The sequence below is a fragment of the Acidovorax sp. KKS102 genome, assembly GCF_000302535.1.
Taxonomy (GTDB): domain Bacteria; phylum Pseudomonadota; class Gammaproteobacteria; order Burkholderiales; family Burkholderiaceae_C; genus Acidovorax.
Genome location: NC_018708.1, coordinates 1,984,905 through 2,011,456, shown reverse-complemented (window position 1 = coordinate 2,011,456; position 26,552 = coordinate 1,984,905). Strand labels below are relative to the sequence as shown.

Annotated in this window: 21 protein-coding genes; 4 read left to right on the top strand and 17 right to left on the bottom strand. The window is 63.1% G+C overall.

The genetic code is table 11. The features are described from left to right. Position 1 precedes the first annotated feature (1 nt). The gene (locus C380_RS09205) at positions 2-841 is read right to left on the bottom strand and encodes a GNAT family N-acetyltransferase (RefSeq protein WP_015013579.1); all 840 of its coding nucleotides are present in this window, start codon (positions 839-841) and stop codon (positions 2-4) included. 200 nt (positions 842-1,041) lie between these two features. Between C380_RS09205 and C380_RS09200 the strand changes: the two genes are divergently transcribed. Both C380_RS09200 and C380_RS09195 read left to right on the top strand, forming a co-directional pair. Beyond that, positions 1,042-3,993 (top strand): EAL domain-containing protein, encoded by a 2,952-nt coding sequence (locus C380_RS09200; RefSeq protein WP_015013578.1) that lies wholly within the window; start codon positions 1,042-1,044, stop codon positions 3,991-3,993. 199 nt (positions 3,994-4,192) lie between these two features. Next, positions 4,193-6,424: a bifunctional diguanylate cyclase/phosphodiesterase gene (locus tag C380_RS09195; protein ID WP_015013577.1), complete on the top strand. Its 2,232-nt coding sequence runs from the start codon at positions 4,193-4,195 to the stop codon at positions 6,422-6,424. A 62-nt stretch (positions 6,425-6,486) separates the two neighbouring features. On the opposite strand, the gene glmM is transcribed toward C380_RS09195, so the two are convergent. The 4 genes from glmM to C380_RS09175 form a co-directional block, all read right to left on the bottom strand. Then, complete coding sequence (gene glmM, locus C380_RS09190) at positions 6,487-7,821, bottom strand: phosphoglucosamine mutase (protein WP_015013576.1); 1,335 nt, start codon at positions 7,819-7,821, stop codon at positions 6,487-6,489. Between the two features lie 90 nt (positions 7,822-7,911). After that, complete coding sequence (gene folP, locus C380_RS09185) at positions 7,912-8,742, bottom strand: dihydropteroate synthase (protein ID WP_015013575.1); 831 nt, start codon at positions 8,740-8,742, stop codon at positions 7,912-7,914. A gap of 124 nt (positions 8,743-8,866) precedes the next feature. After that, complete coding sequence (gene ftsH, locus C380_RS09180; RefSeq protein WP_015013574.1) at positions 8,867-10,786, bottom strand: ATP-dependent zinc metalloprotease FtsH; 1,920 nt, start codon at positions 10,784-10,786, stop codon at positions 8,867-8,869. A gap of 180 nt (positions 10,787-10,966) precedes the next feature. Then, the gene (locus C380_RS09175; protein WP_015013573.1) at positions 10,967-11,623 is read right to left on the bottom strand and encodes an RlmE family RNA methyltransferase; all 657 of its coding nucleotides are present in this window, start codon (positions 11,621-11,623) and stop codon (positions 10,967-10,969) included. Positions 11,624-11,729: 106 nt separating this feature from the next. Between C380_RS09175 and C380_RS09170 the strand changes: the two genes are divergently transcribed. Together C380_RS09170 and C380_RS09165 are read left to right on the top strand one after the other, a co-directional pair. Next, positions 11,730-12,203, top strand: a complete 474-nt coding sequence (locus C380_RS09170; RefSeq protein ID WP_015013572.1) for a YhbY family RNA-binding protein — start codon at positions 11,730-11,732, stop codon at positions 12,201-12,203. After that, on the top strand, positions 12,203-12,988 hold the full coding sequence (locus C380_RS09165; protein WP_015013571.1) for a hypothetical protein: 786 nt from the start codon (positions 12,203-12,205) through the stop codon (positions 12,986-12,988). The genes C380_RS09170 and C380_RS09165 overlap by 1 nt, the downstream gene beginning before the upstream one ends. A gap of 76 nt (positions 12,989-13,064) precedes the next feature. On the opposite strand, the gene C380_RS09160 is transcribed toward C380_RS09165, so the two are convergent. The 12 genes from C380_RS09160 to bamA form a co-directional block, all read right to left on the bottom strand. Beyond that, positions 13,065-13,511: a DUF4149 domain-containing protein gene (locus C380_RS09160; protein ID WP_015013570.1), complete on the bottom strand. Its 447-nt coding sequence runs from the start codon at positions 13,509-13,511 to the stop codon at positions 13,065-13,067. A gap of 11 nt (positions 13,512-13,522) precedes the next feature. Further along, the gene (greA, locus tag C380_RS09155; protein ID WP_015013569.1) at positions 13,523-13,999 is read right to left on the bottom strand and encodes a transcription elongation factor GreA; all 477 of its coding nucleotides are present in this window, start codon (positions 13,997-13,999) and stop codon (positions 13,523-13,525) included. A gap of 201 nt (positions 14,000-14,200) precedes the next feature. Beyond that, positions 14,201-17,446 carry a carbamoyl-phosphate synthase large subunit gene (carB, locus tag C380_RS09150; RefSeq protein WP_015013568.1) on the bottom strand — a complete coding sequence of 1,082 codons (3,246 nt, stop codon included), beginning with the start codon at positions 17,444-17,446 and terminating at the stop codon, positions 14,201-14,203. Next, positions 17,446-18,609: a glutamine-hydrolyzing carbamoyl-phosphate synthase small subunit gene (gene carA, locus C380_RS09145; RefSeq protein WP_015013567.1), complete on the bottom strand. Its 1,164-nt coding sequence runs from the start codon at positions 18,607-18,609 to the stop codon at positions 17,446-17,448. The genes carB and carA overlap by 1 nt, the downstream gene beginning before the upstream one ends. A gap of 265 nt (positions 18,610-18,874) precedes the next feature. Continuing rightward, positions 18,875-19,648 (bottom strand): RNA methyltransferase, encoded by a 774-nt coding sequence (locus C380_RS09140; RefSeq protein WP_015013566.1) that lies wholly within the window; start codon positions 19,646-19,648, stop codon positions 18,875-18,877. A gap of 20 nt (positions 19,649-19,668) precedes the next feature. Next, complete coding sequence (gene rnhB / locus C380_RS09135) at positions 19,669-20,301, bottom strand: ribonuclease HII (RefSeq protein WP_015013565.1); 633 nt, start codon at positions 20,299-20,301, stop codon at positions 19,669-19,671. After that, positions 20,267-21,430 (bottom strand): lipid-A-disaccharide synthase, encoded by a 1,164-nt coding sequence (gene lpxB, locus C380_RS09130; protein ID WP_015013564.1) that lies wholly within the window; start codon positions 21,428-21,430, stop codon positions 20,267-20,269. Before lpxB ends, rnhB begins: the two co-directional genes overlap by 35 nt. A 10-nt stretch (positions 21,431-21,440) precedes the next feature. Continuing rightward, positions 21,441-22,229, bottom strand: a complete 789-nt coding sequence (gene lpxA, locus C380_RS09125) for an acyl-ACP--UDP-N-acetylglucosamine O-acyltransferase (protein WP_015013563.1) — start codon at positions 22,227-22,229, stop codon at positions 21,441-21,443. A 21-nt stretch (positions 22,230-22,250) separates the two neighbouring features. Then, a complete protein-coding gene (gene fabZ / locus C380_RS09120) occupies positions 22,251-22,691 on the bottom strand; it encodes a 3-hydroxyacyl-ACP dehydratase FabZ (RefSeq protein WP_015013562.1) in 441 nt (146 codons plus the stop codon). A gap of 16 nt (positions 22,692-22,707) precedes the next feature. Continuing rightward, positions 22,708-23,691, bottom strand: a complete 984-nt coding sequence (lpxD, locus tag C380_RS09115; RefSeq protein ID WP_015013561.1) for a UDP-3-O-(3-hydroxymyristoyl)glucosamine N-acyltransferase — start codon at positions 23,689-23,691, stop codon at positions 22,708-22,710. A gap of 24 nt (positions 23,692-23,715) precedes the next feature. After that, positions 23,716-24,237: an OmpH family outer membrane protein gene (locus C380_RS09110; protein WP_015013560.1), complete on the bottom strand. Its 522-nt coding sequence runs from the start codon at positions 24,235-24,237 to the stop codon at positions 23,716-23,718. Then, on the bottom strand, positions 24,237-26,534 hold the full coding sequence (gene bamA, locus C380_RS09105; RefSeq protein WP_015013559.1) for an outer membrane protein assembly factor BamA: 2,298 nt from the start codon (positions 26,532-26,534) through the stop codon (positions 24,237-24,239). Before bamA ends, C380_RS09110 begins: the two co-directional genes overlap by 1 nt. Positions 26,535-26,552: the final 18 nt, after the last annotated feature.

The window sequence follows — 26,552 nt, the reverse complement described above, 5'->3', positions numbered from 1 at the left end:
GTCAAGCCCCCAGAAAATGCTTGCGGTAGCGGGGATGCAGGTCGGCCAGCCGCATCAGCATGGGCAGGTCGGCGGTATTGAAGTCCGGATCCCAGGCCGGCGCGCCCAGCACACGGGCGCCCAGTCGCAGATAGCCTTTGATCAGGGCTGGTGGGTCTACGGCAATCGAGCCGTCCAGATGCTCCACGGGCAGCGGGAGGCGCGGCAGCACGTGGTATTCGATGGGCGCCAGATGGGTCTTGCGCACTTGCTGCCAGATGCTGGCGGCCGCATCACCGCTGACCACGCCGTTGTGAAGCATGGGAATGCTGGCACAGCCGATCATCGTGTCGAGTTCGTTGCGCACCATAAAGTCTGCGAGTGCACTCCACAACGCCATGATCACGCCGCCGTGGCGGTGATCGGGGTGCACGCAGCTACGGCCCAGTTCCACCATCCGGGGGCGCAAGGTGCGCAGGCGCGTCAAGTCAAATTCGGTATCGCTGTAGGTTCCGCCCACCCGCTTGGCCTGCGCAGGCGTCAGCACCCGGTAAGTCCCAATGACTTGCAGGCTCTGGGCGTCGCGCACCAGAAGGTGCTCGCAGTAGTCGTCGAAGAGGTCCACGTCGTGGCCAGGAACGGGGGTCGTCAATCGAGCGCCCATCTCTGCCGCAAACACCTCAAAGCGCAGGCGCTGCGCCTCGCGGACTTCATCCAGATGCCTGGCCCAGGTCACCTCAATGGCGCCACGCGCCGGGGCAACCTGCGCCGAGCCCGGGACAACGGCAGGGCGTTGAACAATGCCGGTGCCGGCCGCCTCAGGCGATGTGGACAACTGCATCAGAGTGGGCAGGTCGTTCATGGACAACGTCTCCTTCGGTTAAAACGGGCTCAGCTGGCATCTCCAACCGAGGCGGGAATCCGCTTCCCTGGCCGGGAGTGTGAAAGCCGCGCGTGACATGCCCGTGTCCACCGCATGTCAGCGTCGTGACATGTTCTTCCCTCGCCCCTGGGGCCCTCCCGCCCACCGAGGGCCTGCATAATGGATTGAGGAACCTTGTCGTGTCTTCAGCCGCCCCGCCCTCCACCCGCAGCCCCCTTGCCGCCTTTGCCGCTGTTTTTTTGCTGGCAGCGGCCTGCGCTGGAGCACTGGTCTGGACCCTGGAGCGGCAGGAACGCGCACAGCAGCGCACCCAGGCGGCAGATGTGGCGGGCGACCATGTACAGGCCCTGCAGCGCGCCATCGAGTTGGCCTTGTCGGCCAACAACACCCTGGTGGCCCTGGTGAGGCAGGGCCATGGCAACGTTCCGCAGTTCGAAGAAATCGGGACGCAGATGCTGCCGTTCTACCCGGGCATCGCGGCCATGGGCCTGTCCCCAGGTGGGGTGGTGCAGCAAGTCGTTCCCCGCGCGGGCAACGAAAATTCAATTGGTTTTGATCAGCTCAACGACCCCCGCCAAGGGGTGGAAGCCGCCCGCGCCCGCGAATCCGGTCTGCTGACGCTGGCAGGCCCCATGGAGTTGGTGCAGGGCGGCCTGGGCGTTGTGGGGCGCCAACCGGTGTATCTGGAAGATGACCTGGGGCGCCGCAACTTCTGGGGGTTCACGTACGTCACCATCCGCCTTCCAGAGGTGCTGGCGACTGCGCGCCTGCCGCAGCTCACCGAGCGGGGCTTCCACTATCGACTGTGGCGTGTTCGCCCGGACAACCATCAAGAGCAGACCATCGCGGCGTCTGACCCTCCATCCGCTGAAGACGCTGTGGGTCGCTCACTCACCCTGCCCAATGGCCAGTGGACGCTCAGCCTGTCCCCTGCCCAAGGGTGGGGTGCGCCCGGCGTGCTGGCCCTGCGCTGTGCGTTGGGCTTGCTGTTTGCATTGCTGATGGGCTACCTCGCACGCTTGCTGGTCGAACTGAAGGCGCATGAACGCGGTCTGGCGACGCAGGTGGCCCAGCGCACGTCCGAGATCCAGGCCACACAGCAACAGTTGCGTGCCACCATCGACGCGATTCCCGATCCGCTGTTTGAAATCGATCAAGACGGCCGCTATTGCAGCGTACACAGCCCGCGCGCCGAGTTGCTCATGGGCCCTGCGGATCAATTGATCGGCCGCAATGTCACAGACGTGCTGCCTGCGCTGGCTGCACTGACCGTGATGGACGTGCTCAACGAAGCACAGTCCCAGGGGTGGTCCACCGGGCGCCAGATCATGTTGGACCTGCCCGGCCTGGGGCCCACCTGGTTCGAGCTTTCTGCAGCCCGCAAGGCAGGATCCGCCGGAGGAAAACCCCGGTTCATTGTGCTGTCCCGCGACATCTCCGAACGCAAGCGGTCCCAGGAACAGTTGCAGCTGACAGCCCAGGTGTTTGACCAGAGCGGCGAGGCCATCGTGATTGCCGATGCAGCCCAAACCATCGTGCGCATCAACCGGGCATTCAGCCGCATCACCGGCTACTCCGAAGCAGAGGCAGTAGGGCAGTCAATGCGCCTGCTGACGGTGGCAGAGTCCACCCGGGACTTCGATGCCGACCTCGTGTACACCCAACTCTCCAAAGACGGACACTGGGAAGGCGAAGCCTGGGGCCGGCGCAAGGACGGATCGACCTACCCCCAGTGGCTGTCTGTGAGCCGTGTGCACGACGGCAACGGCAGCACCGCCCACTCCATCACGCTGTTCCGTGACATCACGCTCCAGCGCGAGGCGCAGGACCGCATACAGCGGCTCGCGCATTTCGACCCCCTCACCGATCTGCCCAATCGTGCGCTCCTGGCCGAACGCGCCCAGCGCCACATTGAACAAGAGCAAGCGCGGGGCGGTACGCTGGCCATGCTGTTCCTGGACCTTGACCATTTCAAGAACGTCAACGACTCGCTGGGACATCGCATCGGCGACATCCTGCTGGTGGCCGTGGCGCGGCGGCTGGAGTCGCTGCTGGGCACGCAGGACACTGTGTCGCGCCTGGGGGGCGATGAGTTTCTGCTGCTGTTACCCGCCGCCTCCGCGATGCAGGCGGCCGACTTAGCACAGCGCCTGCTGATTGCGGTGGCCCAGCCTTTTCAGGTCGAGCCTTACGAACTCACCACCACCCTGTCCGTGGGCATTGCCATGTATCCGGCGGACGGAGACTCGTTCGACACCCTGTACCAGCGTGCCGATGCCGCCATGTACCGTGCCAAGCAAAGCGGGCGCAACCGCTTTGGCTTTTTCACTGCCGATCTGGAGGCGCGCACCGCCCGAGCCTTGCAGATCGAAAACGCGCTGCGCCGCGCGTTGGAACGCAACCAGTTCGAGTTGCACTACCAACCCCAGGTGTCACTCGCCACGCGTCAGGTCGTCGGGGCCGAAGCGCTGCTGCGCTGGAAACATCCCGAACTGGGCATGGTGTCTCCGGCGGAGTTCATCCCCGTCGCAGAGAGCAGCGGCATGATCGTGGCGATTGGCGAGTGGGTGCTGAACACCGCCGTGCACGATGCGAAGCGCTGGCTGGACCTGCAGCTGCCCTTGCGGGCCGTATCAGTCAACCTGTCGGCGGTGCAGTTCCGCCACCCCCAGTTGCCCGAGATGGTGACGCGCTGCCTGCAACAAGCTGGACTGCCTGCACGCCGGCTGGAGCTGGAGCTGACCGAGGGGGCTGCGGTAGACGACCCCGCGGCTGCACTGGCCATGATGGACCAATTGCATGACCGGGGTGTTCGGCTGTCGATGGATGACTTTGGCACCGGATATTCGTCGCTGAGCTATCTCAAACGCTTTCAGATCTACAAGCTCAAGATCGACCAGTCGTTTGTGCGCGACCTCGACGATGACGCCAACGACCGGGCCATCGTCAGCGCCATCATCCGCATGGCGCAGGCCTTGGGCATGCAGACGACTGCCGAAGGGGTGGAGACGGATGGCCAGCTGGAGTTTCTGCGCTCGCAGGGCTGCGATGAGGGGCAGGGTTACCTGTTCAGTCGCCCCCTGGCGGCCGATGCGTTTGAGGCGTACCTGCGGGAACACCTGGGACGCTAGGAACCTGTCCAAAGAAACTGGGTGACGTGTCTCAGCCCCTTCTCGGGCCAGGCCTACAGACAACTGCGCCGGCGCCAGCCGTACGGCAGAACCTGCAACGCAGTACCTGAGGCATACCCTCAAACGGCTTGTAAGCTGCCACTGCTACACTTTGGCACAATTTTTGAGGCCGTCTGGCCCTGCCGCCTGTACTGGTCTTATGTATTCGCTGTTCAGCACTCCGCCCTCGCAGCGCGCCGGAGTGCCTACCGACACCCCACTGCAACGCACCCTGCGTGAACAACAGATCCTGCTGGATAGCGCGGGCGTGGGCATCGTGTTCCTTCGCCAGCGCAGTGTGGTGCGCTGCAACCAGCGGTATGCCGAAATTTTTGGCTACGCCAGCCCAGCCCACCTCGTAGGGCTCAACACTGAAGCCTTTTACCCGGACCGGGATGCGTTCCGAGACCTTGGGCGCACCGCCTATCCTGCACTGGCCCAGGGGCAGTCCTTCCGGATTGAACGCCAGTTGCGTCGCCAGGATGGCACGCTGTTCTGGGGCAGCCTGACAGGGCGCCTGATCAATCCGCACGACACCGGCGAAGGTTCGATCTGGATCGTGGACGATATCGACGAGCAAAAGCGTGCCCAGGCCGCGCTGAATGCCGCTGTGCGCGAAAAGCAGTTGCTGTTTGACAGTGCAATGGTGGGCATCGTGTTTTTGCGCGACCGGCACTTGACCCGCTGCAACCACCATTTTGAGCAGATGCTGGGCTTTGAGCCGGGCGAACTCATGGGCTGTTCGTCCCGCCGCTGGTATGCCAGCGATGCTGCCTGGCAAGAAGTGGGTGACCGCTGCTACCCCACGCTGGTGGCCGGGCAGTCGTACGAGGGCGAAGTGGAGCTGTGCCGCAAGGACGGCACCCCGGTGATCTGCGAAGTGCGCAGCAAATGCATCGATCCGGCGGACCCAGCCCAGGGCACCATCTGGATCACCATGGACATCACCGACCGCAAACGCGCGCAGGCGATGCTGGCCCAGGCCCATGAGGAGCTGGAGCGACAGGTGCAAGACCGCACGCGCGAGCTGCGCGAAACCGTGGCCAACCTGCACCGCGAAATCAATGACCGCAAGGCCGACCAGGAGCGCATTTACTGGCTGGCCCACTACGATGCGCTGACAGGTCTGCCCAACCGGGCCCTGCTGGCAGAACGCGCGCAGCAGGCCATTCGGCTGGCACAAGACAACCAGACACCCCTGGCCGTCATCTTCCTGGACCTGGATCACTTCAAGCATGTGAACGACTCTCTGGGCCACCGGGTGGGCGATGTGCTGCTGGTCGAAATTGCCAAGCGCCTGCGTGCGGTGGTGCGTGACAAGGACACGGTGTCGCGCCTGGGAGGGGATGAATTCATCCTGCTTCTGCCGGGTGCGGATGCCCGGGGCGCAGCCCGGGTCGCCAGCAAGTTGCAGGAGGCATCACGCCAGCCATACCAGATCGACCACCACGAGCTCACGATGGCCCCGTCCATGGGCATTGCGCTGTTTCCGCAAGACGGACACGACTTCGACACGCTGACCCAGTCGGCCGACGTGGCCATGTACCGCGCCAAGCTGGATGGGCGCAATACCTTCCGCTTCTTCACCCCCGAGATGCAGGCTCAGTCGGTGCGCGCCTTGCAGCTCGAAAACGCATTGCGCCGCGCCCTGGAACGGGAGCAGTTCCACCTGCACTACCAGCCGCAGATGAACTTGGCCACGGGAACCGTGCGCAGTGTGGAAGCCCTGTTGCGGTGGCAACATCCCCAGCTTGGTCCCATCTCTCCTGGAGAGTTCATCCCGATTGCTGAAGACAGCGGACAGATTCTGCAGATTGGCGAGTGGGTGCTGCGCACGGCACTGGCCCAGCTCAAGGCATGGCGCAGCTGCGGGTTTCCGGAACTCACGATGGCTGTGAACCTGTCGGCGATCCAGTTTCGCCAGCCACAGCTGCCTGAACTGGTGAGCCGGGTGCTCGCGGAGTTTGACCTCCCCCCCGATTCGCTGGAACTGGAACTCACGGAAGGTGTGGCCGTGGACGACCCCCATGCGGCCGTGGCCACCATGGACCAGCTGCATGCGCGTGGGGTGCGGATGTCAATGGACGACTTCGGCACGGGCTACTCGTCACTCAGCCAGCTCAAACGGTTCCAGATCTTCAAGCTGAAGATCGATCAATCCTTTGTTCGCGACCTGGGCAACGACAGCAACGACCGCGCCATCGTCAGCGCCATCATCCGCATGGCGCAGGCGCTAGGAATGCGCACCACGGCGGAGGGAGTGGAAACCGAAAGCCAGCTGGCCTTTCTGCACGAACAGGGTTGTGACGAGGCGCAGGGCTACCACTTCAGTACGCCGCTGCCCGCAGAGCAGCTGGAGCGCTTCATGCGGCAGCACACTGCCGCACACTAAGCCGACTCAAGACCACTCGGGGTGCGACAGACGCTGCCGCGCTCCGCTGAAAGACCAGATACTCAGCCCGCACGAGCGGCATCTGCCAGCCGCTGCGCACAGGAGCTGGCCACTTGCGCGTCGCGCGCTTCCACCATCACACGCAGCAAGGGCTCGGTGCCACTGGCACGGATCAAGACGCGGCCCGAGGAGCCCAGTTGCTGCTCCACCGCCTGCGTGGTCTCAGCCAGCAGGCGGTTGGCCTTCCAGTCCTGCCCGGGCGCCAGGCGAACATTGAGCAACACCTGCGGGTACAGGGTGATGTCTGCCAGCAGCTGCGCCAGCGTGCGACCGCTGCGCACACAGGCCTGCAGCACCTGTAGCGCACTCACCAAACCGTCGCCGGTGGTGTGCCGGTCCAGGGCCAACAAGTGGCCTGAGCCCTCCCCGCCCAGCACCCAGTGGTGGCGCGCCAGTTCTTCCAATACGTACCGGTCACCGACCTTGGCGCGCACAAATTTCACGCCTTTGGCTTGCAATGCCACCTCCACGGCCATGTTGGTCATCAGCGTGCCCACCACGCCCGGCACATGCTCGTCACGGCCCATGCGATCTGCGGCCATCAGGTACAGCAACTCGTCGCCGTTGTACAGCCGCCCGGTGGCGTCCACGATCTGCAGCCGGTCAGCGTCGCCATCCAACGCAACGCCATAGTCGGCACGGTTCGCGCGCACGGCGCGGACCAAGGCGTCGGGATGTGTGGCGCCCACTTCGTGGTTGATGTTGAGGCCGTCGGGCGCGCAGCCAATCGACAGCACTTCTGCACCCAGCTCGTGGAAGACCTTGGGCGCCACTTGGTAAGCGGCACCGTGGGCAGCATCCACCACGATCTTCAGGCCCTTGAGCGTCAGGTCCTGGGGAAAGGTGCTTTTGCAGAACTCGATGTAGCGCCCGGCGGCATCATCTAGGCGTCGCGCCTTGCCCAGGCTAGCAGAGTCCACCCAGACCGGTGGCTCGGCCAACGCGGCCTCTACCGCCAGCTCCCAGGCGTCCGACAGCTTGGTGCCTTGCGCACTGAAGAACTTGATGCCGTTGTCGGGATAGGCGTTGTGGCTGGCGCTGATGACCACACCCAGACTGGCGCGCTGGGCACGAGTCAGATATGCCACGCCAGGCGTAGGCAGCGGCCCCAGCAGCACCACATCCACCCCTGCCGAGTTGAAGCCAGACTCCAGCGCGCTTTCAAGCATGTAGCCCGAGATGCGCGTGTCCTTGCCAATGAGCACCGTAGGGCGCTCTTCCGTGCGGCGCAACACATGGCCCACAGCATGGGCCAGGCGCAGCACAAAATCCGGCGTAATGGGCGGCTGTCCGACGGTGCCACGGATGCCGTCGGTTCCAAAGTATTGGCGTGTCATGTTCTGGCGTCTCCTCGTACGGATCTCTGTATGTTGTCCTCACAGGCGAGGACTTGGCGTCCCACAACCTGCTCTCAAATCGCTGGCCCCTCAGCCAGATCGCTGCATCGCAGACCACACGGCCAGTGCCGCCACGGTATCGCGCACATCGTGCACACGCACTACCGAAGCGCCCCGCTCGACCGCCAGCATGGCGGCGGCCACGCTGGGCACCATGCGCTGATCCACCTCCAGCCCGGTCACCGCGCCCAGCGACGACTTGCGTGACCACCCTGCCAGCAGCGGATAGCCAGCAGCCAGCAGTTCGGAATGCCGCGCCAGCAAGGCAAAGTTTTGTTCCACCGTTTTGCCAAAGCCAATGCCCGCATCCAGCAGAATACGAGTCTTTTCGACCCCAAGCGCTAGTAGATTATGCGCCTGCAGCTGCAAAAATGATAGCACCTGGGGCACCACATCCCCGTCCATGGGCGCCTGCTGCATGGTCTGCGGGTCGCGGTGCATGTGCATCAGGCACACGCCGCACTGCGGGTGCGCAGCCACCGCCGCCGCAGCGCCTGGCTGCCGCAGAGCCCAAATGTCGTTGATGATGTCGGCCCCCAAGTCCAGCACCGCGCGCATGACCTCGGGCTTGTAGGTATCCACCGAGATCGGCACACCCAAGGTGACCGCCTCACGCACCAGAGGCACCACACGAGACAGCTCCTCGTCCAGGGGTACCGCGGGGCTGCCCGGCCGGGTGGACTCGCCACCGATATCCAGGATATCAGCCCCCTCCTTCAGCAGCTGCTCGCAATGCCGCAGCGCAGCAGCCGTGGAGCCATGGCGCCCCCCATCAGAGAAAGAGTCGGGCGTCACGTTGACGATACCCATGACCTGGGGACGGGCCAGATCAATGGCGAAGCGAGAGGTTTGCCAGATCATGTGTCGATCGAACCCGTGCAAATTTGCGAAAGAGAGGCCAAGCCAACAAATTCGCAGTGAAAAATGAAACACCACGAAAAACGGGGCACAAGGCCCCGTCTGAACGGCTGTACCGAGAGCTTGGTCAGGCTGCTGTCGGTGCGGTGTCCGTGGCTACTGCAGGAGTACCGCCGCTGGAGTTGTCACCCCCCGAGGGCGGAGTGCGCGGTGTCCAGTCCTTGGGAGGACGGGGCTCCTTGCCTGCCATGATGTCATCCAGCTGCTCGGTATCGATGGTTTCCCATTCGAGCAAGGCCTTGGCCATGGCGTGCATTTTGTCGCTGTTTTCTTCGATCAGACGGCGTGCCAGGTTGTACTGGTCATCGATGATGCGACGCACCTCCATGTCCACCTTTTCCATGGTCTGCTCACTCATGGTGGTGGTCTTGGTCACTGAACGGCCTAGGAACACTTCGCCTTCGTTCTCGGCGTAGACCATGGGGCCCAATGCATCCGTCATGCCGTAGCGGGTGACCATGTCACGAGCGATGTGCGTGGCGCGCTCGAAGTCGTTGCTGGCGCCGGTGGTCATCTGGTTCATGAACACTTCCTCAGCGATACGGCCACCGAACAGCATGCTGATCTGGTTGAGCATGTATTCGCGGTCGTAGCTGTAACGGTCCTGCGCGGGCAGGCTCATCGTCACGCCCAAAGCACGGCCACGTGGGATGATGGTGACCTTGTGCACCGGGTCGCACTTGGGCAGCAGCTTGCCGATCAGGGCGTGGCCAGCTTCGTGGTAAGCCGTGTTGCGGCGCTCTTCCTCGGGCATGACCATGCTCTTGCGCTCGGGGCCCATGAGGATCTTGTCCTTGGCCTTCTCAAAGTCCTGCATCTCGACGGTGCGCGCATTGCGGCGCGCAGCCATCAGGGCAGCTTCGTTGCACAGGTTAGCCAGGTCGGCGCCGCTCATGCCGGGCGTGCCACGGGCGATGATCGCAGGGGCTACGTCCTGGCCGATCGGGATCTTGCGCATGTGCACATTCAGAATCTGCTCGCGGCCGCGGATGTCGGGCAGCGTCACATACACCTGGCGGTCAAAACGACCAGGGCGCAGCAGGGCTGCGTCCAGGATGTCTGGACGGTTGGTGGCAGCCACCACGATCACACCCAGGTTGGTCTCAAAGCCGTCCATCTCGACCAGCATCTGGTTCAGGGTCTGCTCGCGCTCATCATTGCCGCCGCCCAGTCCAGCACCGCGCTGGCGGCCCACGGCGTCGATTTCATCGATGAAGATGATGCAGGGGGCGTTCTTCTTGGCGTTGTCGAACATGTCGCGCACGCGGGCCGCACCCACGCCAACGAACATTTCCACAAAATCCGAGCCCGAGATGCTGAAGAACGGCACCTTGGCTTCGCCCGCAATGGACTTGGCCAGCAAAGTCTTACCAGTACCGGGAGGGCCGACCAGCAGCAGGCCACGGGGAATACGGCCACCCAGCTTCTGGAACTTCTGCGGGTCCTTCAGGAAGTCCACGACTTCCTTGACTTCTTCCTTGGCCTCGTCACAGCCGGCCACGTCCGCGAACGTGACCTGGTTGTTGTTCTCGTCCAGCATGCGCGCCTTGCTCTTGCCGAAGCTGAAGGCGCCGCCCTTGCCGCCGCCCTGCATCTGGCGCATGAAGTACACCCATACGCCAATCAGCAGCAGCATGGGGCCCCAGCTGACCAGCAAGGTCATGAGCAGGGAACCTTCCTCACGAGGCTTCACGTCGAACTTGACGTTGTGGTTCAGCAGGTCGCCCACCAGACCACGGTCCAACACCGAGGCATTCGTGCGGATTTTGCGGTCATCGGTCGTAACCGCCACAATCTCGCCGCCGCTCAGCCCTTCAGGAATGGTGGCGCTTTTGATGCGGTTGTTGCGAACTTCGTCCAGAAACTCGGAATACCCGACGTGGCCTGCACTGGCGCCGCTGCGGGTGTCAAACTGTTTGAACACCGTGAACAGCACCATGGCGATGACCAGCCATACGGCAATTTTTGAAAACCACTGATTGTTCAAGCGGGGCTCCAGTTGCGGGGAACAGAAAACGGACACACTGCCGTCATGGCACGCATGTGCGGCCCATTTTAGGTCTTTCAAGCCACGGGGCCAGCCCTATTCCCCCTCACGCCCATGGAATCAGCACGGGCTTTGGCGCCAAAATTCACGGATTCTTGACCTGAGGCAAGCCTGAACAGGCTACTTTTTAAGCCCCATCCCCACCAGGAACGTTTCGGAGGACTTGTCGCGCGAAGCCTTGGGTTTCAGGGGCTTGACGACCTTGAAAGTCTGCTTGAACAAGGTGACCAGATCGCTGTATCCACTGCCATGGAACAGCTTGACCACCAGGGCGCCCTCCGGTTTCAAATGGTTGCAAGCGAAATCCACAGCCAACTCCACCAGGTGCGCAATCCGCGCCGCATCGGCAGACTCGATGCCCGACAGGTTGGGCGCCATGTCCGACACCACCACATCCACCACACGGCCGTCGAGCGCCTGCTCCAGGCGCTCCAACACTTCGGGCTCCCGAAAGTCGCCGTTCAGGTAGGTGACACCTTCAATCGGCTCCATGGGCAAGATGTCCAACGCAATGATCGCCCCGTTGAGCTGCCCCGCTGCAGCACCCGAGGGTGACAGGCGCCGGCGCAGATACTGGCTCCATGCCCCCGGGGTAGAGCCCAGATCGACGACCGTATATCCCGGCTTGATAAGGCCCAGTTGCTCGTCAATCTCCTTGAGCTTGTAGGCGGCACGGGCGCGGTAACCCTCCTTCTGTGCCAATTTGACATAGGTGTCGTTCACGTGGTCGTTGAGCCACGCCTTGTTCACCTTTTTGCTCTGGGTTTTGACTTTCATATGGCGGTATTGTCTCTCGACAATCACTGCAGTGGCTGACCTGCCCCCCAGCGCTGCGCATGTCAGCCGGAATCACGTCCAGCCGGGCCGCAGACATAATACGGGGATGCCCCAAATTCAACTGACTCCTGCCGAGCGCCGGGAACAACGCGCCGCTGCCCACCACCTGGACCCCGTGGTCCTGATTGGCGGCGATGGCCTCACCCCCGCCGTCAAGAAGGAAATTGACGCCGCCCTCAATGCTCATGGCCTGATCAAGGTGCGTGTTTTCAACGATGACCGCACCGCGCGCGAGCTGATGTACCAGGAGCTGACCGCTGAACTCAACGCTGCACCCATCCAGCACATCGGCAAGCTGCTGGTGCTGTGGCGGCCTCAGCCTGTCAAGGAGCGCGCTGTCGATGAAGACCGGATGCCCGGCCCCCGCGACGTCAAGGTGCTCAAGTACAGCAAGCGGGGCGGTCAGCGTCCCGAGATCAAGCAGTTGCGCGTGCTCGGTAACCAGCGCCTCACCTCGGGTGGCCAGATCAAGCGGGCCAAGCCCAAGCAAAAATCCATCAAGAAGCGTCAGGCCGACTGATGAGCCACGATGCAGGCTCGGCATTACCTGCAACCGTTGCAGCACCTGCCAGCAAGGCGCCCACGCGCCACATCCTCTGCATGAAATGGGGCACGAAATACGGCCCCGAATACGTCAACCGGCTGTATGCCATGGTGCGTCGGCATCTGAGCGGCGATTTCCGTTTTGTCTGCCTCACCGATGACAGCACCGGCATCCGCAGCGAAGTGCAATGCCTGCCCATTCCCGCACTGGATCTGCCGCCCGGCATTCCCGAGCGGGGCTGGACCAAGCTGGCAACCTTCAGCGCAGATTTGCATGGGTTGCGCGGCACCGCCCTGTTTTTGGATGTGGATGTGGTCATCACCGGCAGCCTGGATGATTTCTTCACCCAGCCTGGCGAATTTCTGATCATTCACGACTACAAGCGTCCGTGGCGCATCACCGGCAACTCGTCGGTATACCGCTTCGAGCTGGGCGCACACCCGGATGTGCTGGCGTATTTTCGCGAGCACTTCGCTGAAATCCGGGCACAGTTCCGCAACGAGCAGGCCTACCTGTCAGACTTCTTGCACAAGCAGGGCAAGCTGCAATACTGGCCCGCCGCGTGGTGTCCCAGTTTCAAGTACCACGGGATACCGCCCTGGCCTACCAACTACTGGCGCGCGCCGTTTGTGCCGGAAGGTGCACGCATCGTGATTTTTCATGGGGAATGCAACCCTCCGGATGCCCTGGCGGGCCGGCGCAACCGGCGGTTTCGCTACATCCGCCCAGCCACCTGGGTGGCGGAACACTGGCACGAATAGGCGCGGCGGCGGGCCGGCTTGTTCTCAAAAAAATCTACGCCGCGGTAGATCTGTCAGCGAGTCGCTTGCTTGACCGTCAATCGCTGACGGACCGCTCTTCCACTGCCGCGTGCGCTCCCGTCCGCAGCGTTTGCCACAACACGGCCAAGGCGCAGCCCCATTGCGCTGCGTACATCATCGTCCCCACGCTGTGCCACAGACGCAAGTCCTGCCGGGCCACAATGCGGGGCGCAACGCCAAACTGGTTGAGCAACGCCAGCAGCAGGCCGCCGAGAACGAACAGCATGGCAGCGCGTGCCCAAGGATATTGGGCCACCCCATGCCGAGGCCTGGACACAAGCAGCAGCATCACACAACACACCACCGCCACCCAGGTCTGCGCCGCAAACAGCTTGGCCGCCATGTTGCCCGCCATCGTGGGCGAAGGCAGATGGGCAAACAGCATGGGCACGACCAGAAACCCGATGGTGGTCAAACTGCCCCACCACAGTGCAGCGACCAGGGCAGGAAAGCGGTGGGACATGCCGTGCACGCTCACTGGTAGCTGACCGCCACCACTTCGTAGCGACGAATGCCGCCAGGGGCCTGCACTTCGGCGGTGTCACCCTCTTCCTTGCCAATTAGCGCACGCGCGATGGGGCTGGAAATATTGATCAAGCCTCGCTTGAGGTCAGCCTCGTCTTCGCCCACGATCTGGTACTTCACCATGTCACCCGACTCTTCGTCCTCCAGTTCGACCGTGGCACCAAACACCACCTTGCCGCCACCGTCGACCGCACTGGGGTCAATGACCTGGGCTACCGAGAGCTTGCCCTCGATCTCCTGAATGCGGCCTTCGATAAAGCCCTGGCGGTCCTTGGCTGCGTCGTAGTCGGCGTTTTCGCTCAGGTCACCCTGGGCGCGTGCTTCGGCAATGGCAGCGATCACCGCAGGACGCTCCACGGTCTTGAGGCGGTGCAGCTCTTCCTTGAGCATTTCAGCGCCGCGCTTGGTAATGGGAATGGTGGCCATGCGATTGAGTCTCCACAAGTCAAAACGGTGAAAGTGCAAGGCACTTCCACCGATCTTTCGCCACGCTGCTCCCCACAAAACATTGGGGGGTGCACGTGGCACATCTACAAAAGGAAACCGCCGCACGTTGCCGCGCGGCGGTGTTGGTTCAGTGGCGATTATGCCGTGTTTGCGGCGGCCAAAGCCACCGCAAAAACCCGGTCAGGCCGCCAGCTGGGCGTGCAGTTCCTGCACGGAATACACGTCGAGCTTGTCCAGGTACTTCATGCCTTCCACGGCCGCCTCCGCACCAAAGATGGTGGTGAACGTGGTCACGCGGGCCAGCAGCGACGAGGTACGAATCGCACGCGAATCGGCAATCGCGTTACGGCGTTCTTCCACCGTGTTGATGACCATGACAATCTCGTTGTTCTTGATCATGTCCACGATGTGCGGGCGGCCTTCGGTGACCTTGTTGACCACCACCACCGGGACACCCGCTTCGGCAATGGCTGCAGCCGTGCCCTTGGTAGCAACCAGGTCGAAGCCCAGCGCCACCAGCTGGCGGGCAATGTCCACTGCACGGGGCTTGTCGTTGTTCTTCACGGTAAGGAACACCTTGCCCGACGTCGGCAGCTTAGTGCCCGCGCCCAGCTGGCTCTTCACGAAGGCTTCGCCAAAGGTCTTGCCCACGCCCATCACTTCGCCGGTGGACTTCATCTCGGGGCCGAGGATGGTGTCCACGCCGGGGAACTTGACGAACGGGAACACCGCTTCCTTCACGCTGAAGTACGGCGGTGTGACTTCCTTGGTGATGCCCTGCGAAGCCAGCGTCTGGCCCGCCATGCAGCGTGCCGCGACCTTGGCCAGCTGGATGCCGGTGGCCTTGGAGACAAACGGCACCGTGCGCGAGGCGCGGGGGTTCACTTCCAGCACGTAGATCACGTCCTTGCCATCCACTTCCTGAATGGCAAACTGCACGTTCATCAGGCCCACCACGTTCAGGCCTTCAGCCATGGCAGCCGACTGGCGCTTGAGCTCGTCCACCGTGGCTTGCTTGAGGTAGTACGGAGGCAGCGAGCAGGCCGAGTCACCCGAGTGCACACCGGCTTGCTCGATATGTTCCATCACACCACCGATGAAGGTCTTGCCCTCGGGGTCGCGCAAGCAGTCCACATCGCACTCGATGGCGTCGTTCAGGAAGCGGTCTAGCAGCACGGGCGAGTCGTTGCTCACCTTCACGGCCTCGCGCATGTAACGCTCCAGGTCGCGTTGTTCGTGCACGATTTCCATCGCACGACCGCCCAGCACATAGCTGGGGCGCACCACCAGGGGGTAACCCAGCGTAGCAGCCTTTTCCAGGGCCTCGGCTTCGGTGCGTGCGGTGGCATTGGGCGGCTGGCGCAGGCCCAGATCGCCCAGCAGTTTCTGGAAGCGCTCGCGGTCTTCTGCTGCGTCGATCATGTCGGGGCTGGTGCCGATGATCGGCACGCCTTCGGCTTCCAGGCCCAGTGCAAGCTTCAAAGGCGTCTGGCCGCCGTACTGCACGATCACGCCGTGTGGCTTTTCCTTGTCCACGATTTCGAGCACGTCTTCGAGCGTGAGCGGCTCAAAGTACAGGCGGTCCGACGTGTCATAGTCGGTCGAAACCGTTTCAGGGTTGCAGTTGACCATGATGGTTTCGTAGCCATCCTCGCGCATGGCGAGTGCGGCATGCACGCAGCAATAGTCGAACTCGATGCCCTGGCCGATGCGGTTCGGGCCACCGCCCAGCACCATGATCTTTTTCTTGTCAGTGGGCGCGGCTTCGCACTCTTCCTCGTAGGTCGAGTACATGTAGGCCGTGTTGGTCGCAAACTCTGCAGCGCAGGTGTCCACGCGCTTGTAGACCGGGCGCACGTTGAGGGCGCGGCGTGCTTCGCGCACCGATTTCTCGGTGGTCTTGAGCAGCTTGGCCAGTCGGCGGTCGGAGAAGCCCTTCTTCTTGAGGGTGCGCAGCGTGTCAGCATCCAGCGATGCCAATGCAGCGTCGCCCTTTTCTGCAGCGATCTTGTCCAGCTCCAGCTCGATCTTCACGATCTCTTCGATCTGCACCAGGAACCACTTGTCGATCTTGGTGAGGTCATACACCTCGTCCACCGACAGGCCCATGGCAAACGCGTCGCCCACGTACCAGATGCGCTCGGGACCTGGCTCGCCCAGTTCCTTCTCCAGCGTCTCGCGGTCCTGGGTTTTTTCGTTCATGCCGTCCACACCCACTTCCAGGCCACGCAGGGCTTTCTGGAAGGATTCCTGGAAGGTGCGGCCCATGGCCATGACCTCACCCACCGACTTCATCTGCGTGGTCAGGCGGCTGTCGGCCGTGGGGAATTTTTCGAACGCGAAACGCGGGATCTTGGTGACCACGTAGTCGATAGAAGGCTCGAACGAGGCAGGCGTGGCGCCGCCCGTGATTTCATTCTTCAGCTCATCGAGCGTGTAGCCCACGGCCAGCTTGGCCGCGACCTTGGCGATGGGGAAGCCCGTGGCCTTGGAAGCCAGCGCCGACGAACGCGACACGCGCGGGTTCATCTCGATGACGATCATGCGGCCGTCCTTCGGATTCACCGAGAACTGCACGTTGGAGCCACCCGTGTCCACGCCGATCTCGCGCAGCACCGCCAAAGAGGCGTTGCGCATGATCTGGTATTCCTTGTCGGTCAGCGTCTGGGCCGGGGCCACGGTGATCGAGTCGCCCGTGTGCACGCCCATGGGGTCCAGGTTCTCGATGGAGCAGATGATGATGCAGTTGTCCGCCTTGTCGCGGACCACTTCCATCTCGTATTCCTTCCAGCCGAGCAGCGATTCTTCGATCAGCAGCTCGTTGGTGGGCGAGGCTTCCAGGCCGCGCTTGCAGATGGTTTCGAACTCTTCGGGGTTGTAGGCAATGCCACCGCCCGTGCCGCCCAGCGTGAAGCTGGGTCGGATCACAGTAGGGAAGCCCACGCTCTTTTGCACAGCCCAGGCTTCGTCCATGCTGTGGGCAATGCCCGAGCGCGCGGAGCCCAGACCGATCTTGGTCATGGCGTCCTTGAACTTCAGGCGGTCTTCGGCCTTGTCAATGGCTTCGGGCGTGGCGCCAATCAACTCAACCTTGTACTTGTCGAGCACGCCGTTGCGCCAAAGGTCCAGCGCGCAGTTCAGCGCCGTCTGGCCGCCCATGGTGGGCAGGATGGCGTCAGGGCGCTCCTTGGCGATGATCTTCTCGACCGTCTGCCAGGTGATGGGCTCGATGTAGGTGACGTCGGCGGTGGCCGGGTCGGTCATGATCGTCGCGGGGTTGCTGTTGATCAGGATGACCTTGTAGCCCTCTTCGCGCAGGGCCTTGCAGGCCTGCACGCCGGAGTAGTCGAACTCGCAGGCCTGGCCGATGATGATCGGGCCGGCGCCGATGATGAGGATCGATTTGAGGTCTGTGCGCTTTGGCATTATTTCTTCTCCATCAGCGCGGTGAAGCGGTCAAACAGGTAGGCGATGTCGTGCGGGCCGGGCGATGCCTCGGGGTGGCCCTGGAAGCAGAACGCAGGCTTGTCGGTGCGCTCAAGGCCTTGCAGCGTGCCGTCGAACAGGCTGATGTGCGTGGGGCGCAGTGTGGCGGGCAGCGAGGCCATGTCCACGGCAAACCCGTGGTTCTGGCTGGTGATGCTCACGCGGCCGTTGTCCAGGTCTTTCACCGGGTGGTTGGCGCCGTGGTGGCTGTTGTCCATCTTGAATGTCTTGGCGCCACTGGCCAAGGCCATGATCTGGTGGCCCAGGCAGATGCCGAAGGTGGGCACGCCCGCTTCGACGATCTGGCGGGTGGCTTCGATGGCGTAGTCGCAGGGCTCTGGGTCGCCAGGGCCGTTGGACAGGAACACGCCGTCCGGCTTCATGGCCAGCACGTCCGCCGCAGGCGTCTTGGCGGGCACCACGGTGAGCTTGCAGCCACGCTCGGCCAGCATGCGCAGGATGTTTTTCTTGACGCCAAAGTCGTACGCCACCACATGGAAGCGCGGCGCAGCCTGTGTGCCATAGCCGTCGCCCAGCTTCCACTCGGTCTGGTCCCAGGTGTAGGTCGCAGGGGTGGTCACCACTTGGGCCAGGTCCAGGCCCTTCATGCTGGGCGCAGCCTTGGCCGCGGCCAGGACTTCGTCGATGCGCGCCTGCGTCACAGCCTCACCGGCTGCGAGGCCCAGGATGGCGCCGTTCTGCGCACCCTTGTCACGCAGCAGGCGGGTGAGCTTGCGGGTGTCGATGTTGGCAATGGCCACCGTCTTTTCGCGCACGAGGTACTGCGAAAGCGTTTCGGTGGATCGGAAGTTGCTGGCCAGAAGGGGCAGGTCTTTGATGATCAGACCTGCTGCATGGACCTTGTCGGCTTCGATGTCTTCCGCATTGACGCCGTAATTGCCGATGTGCGGATACGTCAGGGTGACGATCTGCTGGCAGTAGCTGGGGTCGGTGAGGATTTCCTGGTAGCCGGTGACGGCGGTGTTGAACACCACTTCACCGACCGTGGTGCCGGTGGCACCGATCGAGTTACCGATAAAGACCGTGCCGTCTGCGAGCGCCAGGATGGCGGGCGGGAAGTTTCCCTTGAGAGACAAAAGCACTGGGTTCTCCGGATGGTTACGGTCGCCCGGCGCCTGCAGACCACTCGCACACTCGAAGCGCGATGGTGCCAATGGCTGCTCTCAGATGGGTTGTTGCTTTGGGTGCGGTCGGGCGACGCTGTTGCGAGAAAAGCTCCCGATTATACCCTCCGTCGCTGACACCTCCGCAATGCACGCCTTGCATAACCCCGATACCAGGGTCTATGACCTGCGAGCCCCAAGCTCGCCTTGGACGCCCACAGCACCGATGCGGGCGCAGACAGCGTCAGCGCCCTGCTCCGCTCGCGTGCAGGCAAATGGCCGCAGCCGCCGCCACATTGAGCGACTCCTCGCCACCGGGCTGGGCAATGCGGATGCGCAAAGAAGCCCTATCTTCCAGGGCCGGGCTGACGCCCTGCCCTTCGTGGCCCATCACCCAGGCGCAGGGCCAGGGCAAGGCAGCGCGGTGCAAGAATTCACCCGCGTGCGAGCTGGTGACCAGCAGCGGCACCTGGAGGGCGGCGAGGTCGTCCAGCGCCAGCCCCTCGATCAGGTCAAGTGCGAAATGCGCCCCCATGCCAGCCCGCAAGACCTTGGGCGACCACAGCGCGGCACTGCCCTTGATGGCGGCCACCTGGCGAAACCCGAACGCCGAGGCGCTGCGCAGGATGGAGCCCACATTGCCCGCGTCCTGCACCCTGTCCAGCACCACGGTGGCGGCATCGGGCCGGAGTGATGCCGGTGCGGGCAGGTCCAGGATGAAGCCCATCGCGGCGGGCGACTCCAGCCCGCTCACGTCTGCAAACAGTGCATCCGCAAGAACTATGAATTTTGTAGCTGCCCGGGCATATTCCACCTGCGCCTGCGTCCAAAAAGACTCAGAAAACACCGCCACCGATGCCCGCAGCCCCCGCGCCAGCGCGGCGCGGCACAGATGGTCTCCTTCGAGCCAGACACGGCCCTGCTTGCGGTACGCCGTCGTGTCCTGGGCCAAACGGCGCAAATCCTTGACGAAAGCGTTATCGCGGGAATGGATGGCGGTGACGGACGAGGAGGTCATGGCAAATTTTCAGCGCCCGGTCAGGATCCGGCGCGCAGGTTCTGGGCCACAGGCGCAAACGAGCGCCGGTGGTGAATGCAGGCACCGTGCTCGCGCAAGGCCGCCATGTGCACGGCCGTGCCGTATCCCTTGTGGCCGGCAAAGCCGTACTGGGGAAACTCATCATGCACCTGCGCGCACCAGCGGTCGCGGTGCACCTTGGCAAGGATGGAGGCTGCCGAGATGGCCGGCACCAGCGCATCGCCCTTGACGATGGCCTCCGCCGGAACATCCAGCACGGGCAGCCGGTTGCCATCCACCAGCACCATCGCCGGTTTGAGCCGCAGCCCCATGACGGCACGGCGCATGGCCAGCAGCGTGGCCTGCAGGATGTTGAGCTGGTCGATCTCTTCGACACTGGCCTCGGCAATGCTGCAGCACAGGGCCTTGGCGCGGATCTCGTCGTAAAGCTTTTCACGCCGCGCGGCCGTGAGCTTCTTGGAGTCGGCCAAGCCTGCAATCGGGTGCAGGTCGTCCAGGATCACAGCCGCTGCCACCACGGGCCCGGCCAGGGGACCACGGCCGGCCTCGTCCACGCCAGCCACGAGGCCGGGCGGATGCCAGGGCAGGCAGGCCTGCTCAGGCAGCGGGAGCGAGGATTTTCTGGATCGCATCGGCAGCCAGTTGAGGAGTGTTGCGCAGCAGGCTCTCGTGCAGCGCCGTAAAGCGCTGCTCCAGGGTCGCAATTTTGGGGGGATCTTGGCGCTTTGCATCCAGCCAGTCCAAGGTGGCTGCGCAGAGGGCCTGGGGCGTCGCGGCGTCCTGGATCAGCTCGGGCACCACAAACTCGCGGCACAAGATGTTGGGCAGGCCCACCCAGGGCTGCAGTTGCTTGCGGCGCATGAGCCACCAGCTCAGGGGGTGCATGTGGTAACCGATGACCATGGGCCGCTTGAAGAGCGCGGCCTCCAGCGTCGCGGTGCCGCTGGCGATCAAGGTGGCGTCACAGGCCGCGAGCACCGTGTGCGACTGGCCTGTGGTGATCCGCAGGGCATCACCCAGACCACAGGCGCGCGCCACCTGCTCGATGCGGTCACGCAGTGCAGGCACCGCAGGCACTATCAATTTAATAGCTGGTCGCGCTTTAAGCACCAGCGCTGCAGCCTCAAAGAAGGGCCGCGCGATGTACTGGATCTCGGAAGAGCGGCTCCCCGGCAGGATGGCCAGAACTTCGTCTTCATCCCTCAGGCCCAGCTGAGCGCGCGCGGCCGTACGGTCCGGCACCATGGGAATCACGCCCGCCAGAGGGTGGCCCACGTAGGTGGCGGCTATGCCGTGCTGCGCGAGCAACTCTGGCTCGAACGGGAAGATGCAGAGCACATGGTCCGCGCTGCGGCGGATCTTTTCGACGCGGTCTGCACGCCAGGCCCAGATGGACGGACACACGAAATGCACGGTCTTGATGCCCGCAGCGCGCAAATCGGCCTCCAGGCCCAGGTTGAAATCCGGCGCATCCACGCCGATGAATACATCGGGGCGGTCTTTGAGCAGGCGTTCGCGCAGCTGCTTGCGGATGCGCAGCAACTCCCGCAACCGGCGCAGCACCTCCATGCTGTAGCCGTGTACCGCCAGTTTGTCACTGGGCCACCAGGCAGCAAAGCCACGGCGCGCCATCTGCGGCCCGCCAATGCCGCTGGATTGGAGCCCCGGCCAATGCGCCTGCATGCCGTCGATCAGCAAGCCCGCCAGCAAGTCGCCCGACGTCTCGCCCGCCACCATCGCGACGCGGGGGGAATCTGCCATCGCCCAGCCCTCAGCGCGCAATGCCGCGCGTGGCGTCGGCCAGGAACTGCTCCATCATCGCCGCGTCGTCGCTGGCCTGCGGCGCGGACTGCGCCAGCTCTGCAATGGCTGCGCGCGCGGCCTCCAGCGTGAGGCCCTGGCGATAGATCAGCTTGTGCATCTGCTTGACCGCCGCAATGCGCTCGGCCGAAAAGCCACGCCGGCGCAGCCCCACCACGTTGTAGCCGCGCACGGCCAAGGGGTTGCCATCCACCAGCATGAAAGGTGGCACGTCCTGCGACACGGCGCTGGCAAAGCCCACCATCGCATGGGCACCAATCTTGACGAACTGGTGAATGCCGGTGAGCCCGCCCACCGTCACCCAATCGCCCAGGTGCACATGCCCTGCCAGCGTGGTGTTGTTCGCCAGCGTAGTGTGGTTGCCCACATGGCAATCGTGGGCGATGTGGGTGTACGCCATGATCCAGTTGTCATGGCCCACGGTGGTGATGCCACCAGCCTGGGGCACGCCCAGGTTCAGTGTGCAGAACTCGCGGATGGTGTTGCGGTCGCCGATGACCAGTTCGGTCGGCTCGCCCGCGTACTTCTTGTCCTGCGGGATGGCGCCGATGGAATTGAACTGGAAGATGCGGTTGTCAGCACCAATCGTGGTGTGCCCATCGATCACACAGTGCGCGCCGACCGTGGTGCCCGCACCAATGGTCACGTGTTCGCCAATGACCGTGTATGGCCCCACCGTGACCGTAGGGTCCAGGCGGGCACCGTCCGCAACCAGGGCTGTGGGGTGGATATTGCTCACGATCCAACAGGTCTGAACCGGTCAACCCACAGCGCGCATGGTGCACATGAGTTCGGCCTCGCAAGCCACCTCTTCGCCCACGCTGGCCACGCCCTTGAACTTCCAGATGCCGCCGCGCACGCGGTCGATGGTGATGGTCAGGACCAGCTGGTCGCCCGGCTCCACGGGGCGCTTGAAACGCGCGCCATCGATACCGACAAAGTAGTAGATGTTGTTCTCATCGGGCACCTTGCCCATTGCGTCAAAGGCCAGCAAACCGGCGGCCTGGGCCAATGCCTCCAGGATCAACACACCCGGCATCACCGGACGGCCGGGGAAATGCCCCATGAAATAGGGCTCGTTGAACGTGACGTTCTTGATGGCCTTGATGCGGGTGTTGCTCTCCAACTCGATCACCTTGTCCACCAGCAAAAACGGGTAGCGGTGGGGCAGTTGTTTGAGAATTGCGTGAATATCCATCATCGAGTTGTTCTTCCGTTCATGCTGCCTTGAGGGCCAGCTCCAGCGCCTTGATGCGCTCGCGCAGGCTGTGCAATTGTTTGAGTGTGGCAGCGTTTTTTTCCCAGCGCGCATTGTCGTCGATGGGGAACATGCCGGTGTACTGGCCAGGCCGGGTGAGAGAGCGGGTGACCACCGTCGCGGCCGAGATGTGCACGTTGTCGGCCAGTTCCAGGTGCCCCAACACAATGGCGCCGCCGCCCACGGTGCAATGCGCCCCGATGGTGGCACTGCCCGCGACACCCGCGCACCCGGCCATGGCCGAGTGCTTGCCGATGCGCACGTTGTGGCCGATCTGGATCAGGTTGTCGAGCTTCACGCCGTCTTCGATCACCGTGTCTTGCAGCGCACCCCGGTCAATGCAGGTGTTGGCCCCGATCTCGACATCGTCTCCGATGCGCACGGCACCGAGTTGCTCGATCTTGACCCATCGCCCGCTCTCCGGCGCAAAACCAAAACCATCGGCCCCGATGACCACGCCCGCATGGACGATGCAACGCGCACCGACATGGCAGTCCTCGCCCACGGTGACGCGGGACTTGAGCACAGTGTCCGCACCGATGCTTGCACCGCGCTCGACCACGCACAGCGGGCCGATGGTGGCCGAGGGGTGCACCTGCGCCGTGGGATCGACCACTGCACTGGGGTGAACACCCGATGGCCGCGCGGGCGCATTGCACTGGCGCCACAACTGGGTGGCGCGGGCAAAGTACACATACGGGTTGTCGGCCACGATGCATGCGCCGCGCGCCAGTGCGGCATCACGCATGGCAGGCGCCACAATGACACAGGCCGCCCGGGAGGCGGCCAGTTGCTGTTGGTAGCGCGGGTTGCTCAGAAAACTGAGGTCTCCCGGGCCTGCAACCTCCAGTGGCGCGATGCGGGCGATGGCGGTTTCCCGCGCTCCCCCTTCCAGCGAACCACCGAGCGCATCAACGATGTGCCCGAGAAGCAAGCTGCTCACGCGCCACCTGTCCTGCGCAGCGGCTTACTTGGTTGCAGCAGCGGCATTCAGGGCCTTGATCACCTTGTCGGTGATGTCGTGCTTGGGATTGATATAGACGGCCTCTTGCAGGATCACGTCGTACTTCTCGGCCTCAGCCACCTGCTTGACCACCTTGTTGGCGCGCTCCAGCACTTGCGACAGCTCTTCGTTCTTGCGGGCGCTCAGGTCTTCCTGGAATTCACGGCGCTTGCGCTGGAAGTCGCGGTCCTGATCCACCAGTTGGCGTTGGCGCGCGGTACGCTGGCTCTCGGCCATGGTGGGCGCTTCACGTTCAAACTTGTCGCTGGCGGTCTTCAGGGTATTGCCCATGTCCACCAGTTCTTTCTCGCGGCGGGAGAACTCCTGCTCCAGCTTGGCCTGCGCAGCCTTGGCTGTGGTGGCTTCCCGGAAGATGCGATCGGTGTTGACGAAACCGGCTTTGAACTCTTGCGCTTGTGCAGGGGCTGCGATGGCGACGGCGCCCAGCAGCAAGGCCACGGAGAGATGGCGAGAAAAGGATTTCATTAGAAAGACGTTCCAATCTGGAATTGCAGTTTCTGGATTCTATCGCCGGCGAACTTGCGCACCGGCTGCGCAAACGCCAAACGCAAGGGGCCAAGTGGCGAAATCCAGCTCAGACCCAAGCCCACGGATGCACGCATGTCACTGAAGGTAACTTTGTCGTTTTCGCCGTACACATTGCCCACGTCCAGGAACGTGAACACACGCAGGGTCCGGTCATTGCCAGCACCCGGGAACGGAGCAATCAGCTCGGTGTTCAGTGTGATCTTCTTGGGGCCGCCCAAGGAAGCACCGGTCACATCACGCGGGCCGAGGGTACCCTGGTCGAAACCACGCACCGAGCCCAGACCGCCGGAGTAGAAGTTCTTGAACACCGGGAATGGGCGGCCGTTCAAGCCCTTGCCGTAACCGGCCTCGCCATTGAAGGCAATGGTGAAGCGCTTGTTGAGCGGGATGTACTGTTGGTACTGGTAGTTGGCCCGCACATAGCGTGCATCGCCCGCCACAGACCATTCGGAATTGAGGCGCTGGTAGCGGCCGGAGTTGGGCGCCAGAGCGCTGTCCCGATCGTCGCGGGACCAGCCCACGGTCAATGGAATCGACGTGCTGCTGTAGCCAAACTTGTCGGCATAGAACAGGTAGGTGGCCGGAATGTTCGTGCCGGGCTTGATGCGGGTCTGCTCCAGCCCGCCGCCAAAGAACACCGTGTCGGTCTCGCTGAAAGGCACGCCAAAACGCACCGAGGTCCCAGTGGTAACCAGCTGGTAGTTGCCGCCTTGGTCTTCGTAAGGCTTGTCAGTGCGGTAGTACACATCGAGCGTGCGCGAGATGCCTTCTGGCGTGAAGTACGGGTTGGTGGTGCTGAAGACCAGAGTGCGCCGGTACTTGCTGGTGTTGACGTCGATGCCCAGGTAGTTGCCCGAGCCAAAGATGTTTTCCTGCTTGATACCAAACGAGAGCGACGCCTTTTCGGCGCTGGAGAAGCCCACACCCAGTTGCAGCGAACCTGTGGGCTTTTCAGCCACGTTGATCACCAGATCGACCTGGTCGGGAGAGCCAGGCACTTCCTGCGTTTCCACGTTCACTTCCGTGAAGAAGCCCAGACGGTCCACGCGGTCGCGAGACAGGCGGATCTTGTCGCCGTCGTACCAGGAGGCCTCGTATTGGCGGAACTCACGGCGAATGACTTCGTCACGCGTGCGGTTGTTGCCACTGACGTTGATACGGCGCACATAAGCGCGGCGTGCCGGTTCGGCTTGCAGCACAAAATTGACGCGATTGTTCTCGCGGTCGATTTCGGGCACAGCCTCCACGCGGGCAAATGCAAAACCAAACCGAGCGAAATACTCGGAGAAGGCCTTGGTGGTTTCGGTCACCTGGTCCGCGTTGTAGGGCTCGCCGGGGCGGATGGTCACCAGCGACTTGAATTCGTCCTCACGGTCCAGGTAGTTGCCTTCGAGTTTGACGCCCGACACCACATACCGCTCGCCTTCCGTCACATTGACGGTGATGGAGATGTCCTGCTTGTCCGGAGAGATGGCGACCTGCGTCGAGTCCACACGGAACTCCAGGTAGCCTCGCTGCAGGTAATAGGAGCGCAGGGTTTCAAGGTCGGCATTGAGCTTGGTGCGCGAGTAGCGATCAGACTTGGTGTACCAGCTCAGCCAGCCCCCCGTGTCCTGGTCGAACAGGCCCTTGAGCGTGGATTCGCTGAACGCCTTGTTGCCCACAATGCGCACTTCCTTGATGCGTGCAGGCTCACCTTCCGTGATCGTGAAGGTCAGGTTCACCCGGTTGCGCTCGATGGGCGTCACCGTGGTCACCACCTCGGCGCCATACAGGCTCTTGTTGATGTACTGGCGCTTGAGCTCTTGTTCAGCGCGGTCGGTCAGCGCCTTGTCATACGGGCGGCCTTCCGTCAGGCCCACTTCACGCATGGCCTTTTTGAGAGCATCTTTGTCGAATTCGCGGGCACCGGCAAAGTCCACATCAGCGACGGTGGGGCGCTCTTCAACCACCACCACCAGCACATTGCCGCTGGCCTCCAGGCGCACATCCTTGAAGAGTCCCAGACCGAACAACGCACGGATTGCGGCAGCGCCTTTTTCGTCGTTGTAGTCGTCACCGACCCGCAGGGGCATGGATGCAAACACGGTGCCGGGCTCCACACGCTGCAAGCCTTCCACGCGAATGTCCTGCACCTTGAATGGCTCCAGAGCCCATGCCGCATTGGCGACAAAAATCATGGCTGCAACGGCCGATGCAGTACGCACGCCCAGGCGATTGATGTGTTTTTTCATGAATGAAGCGGGAGCCGC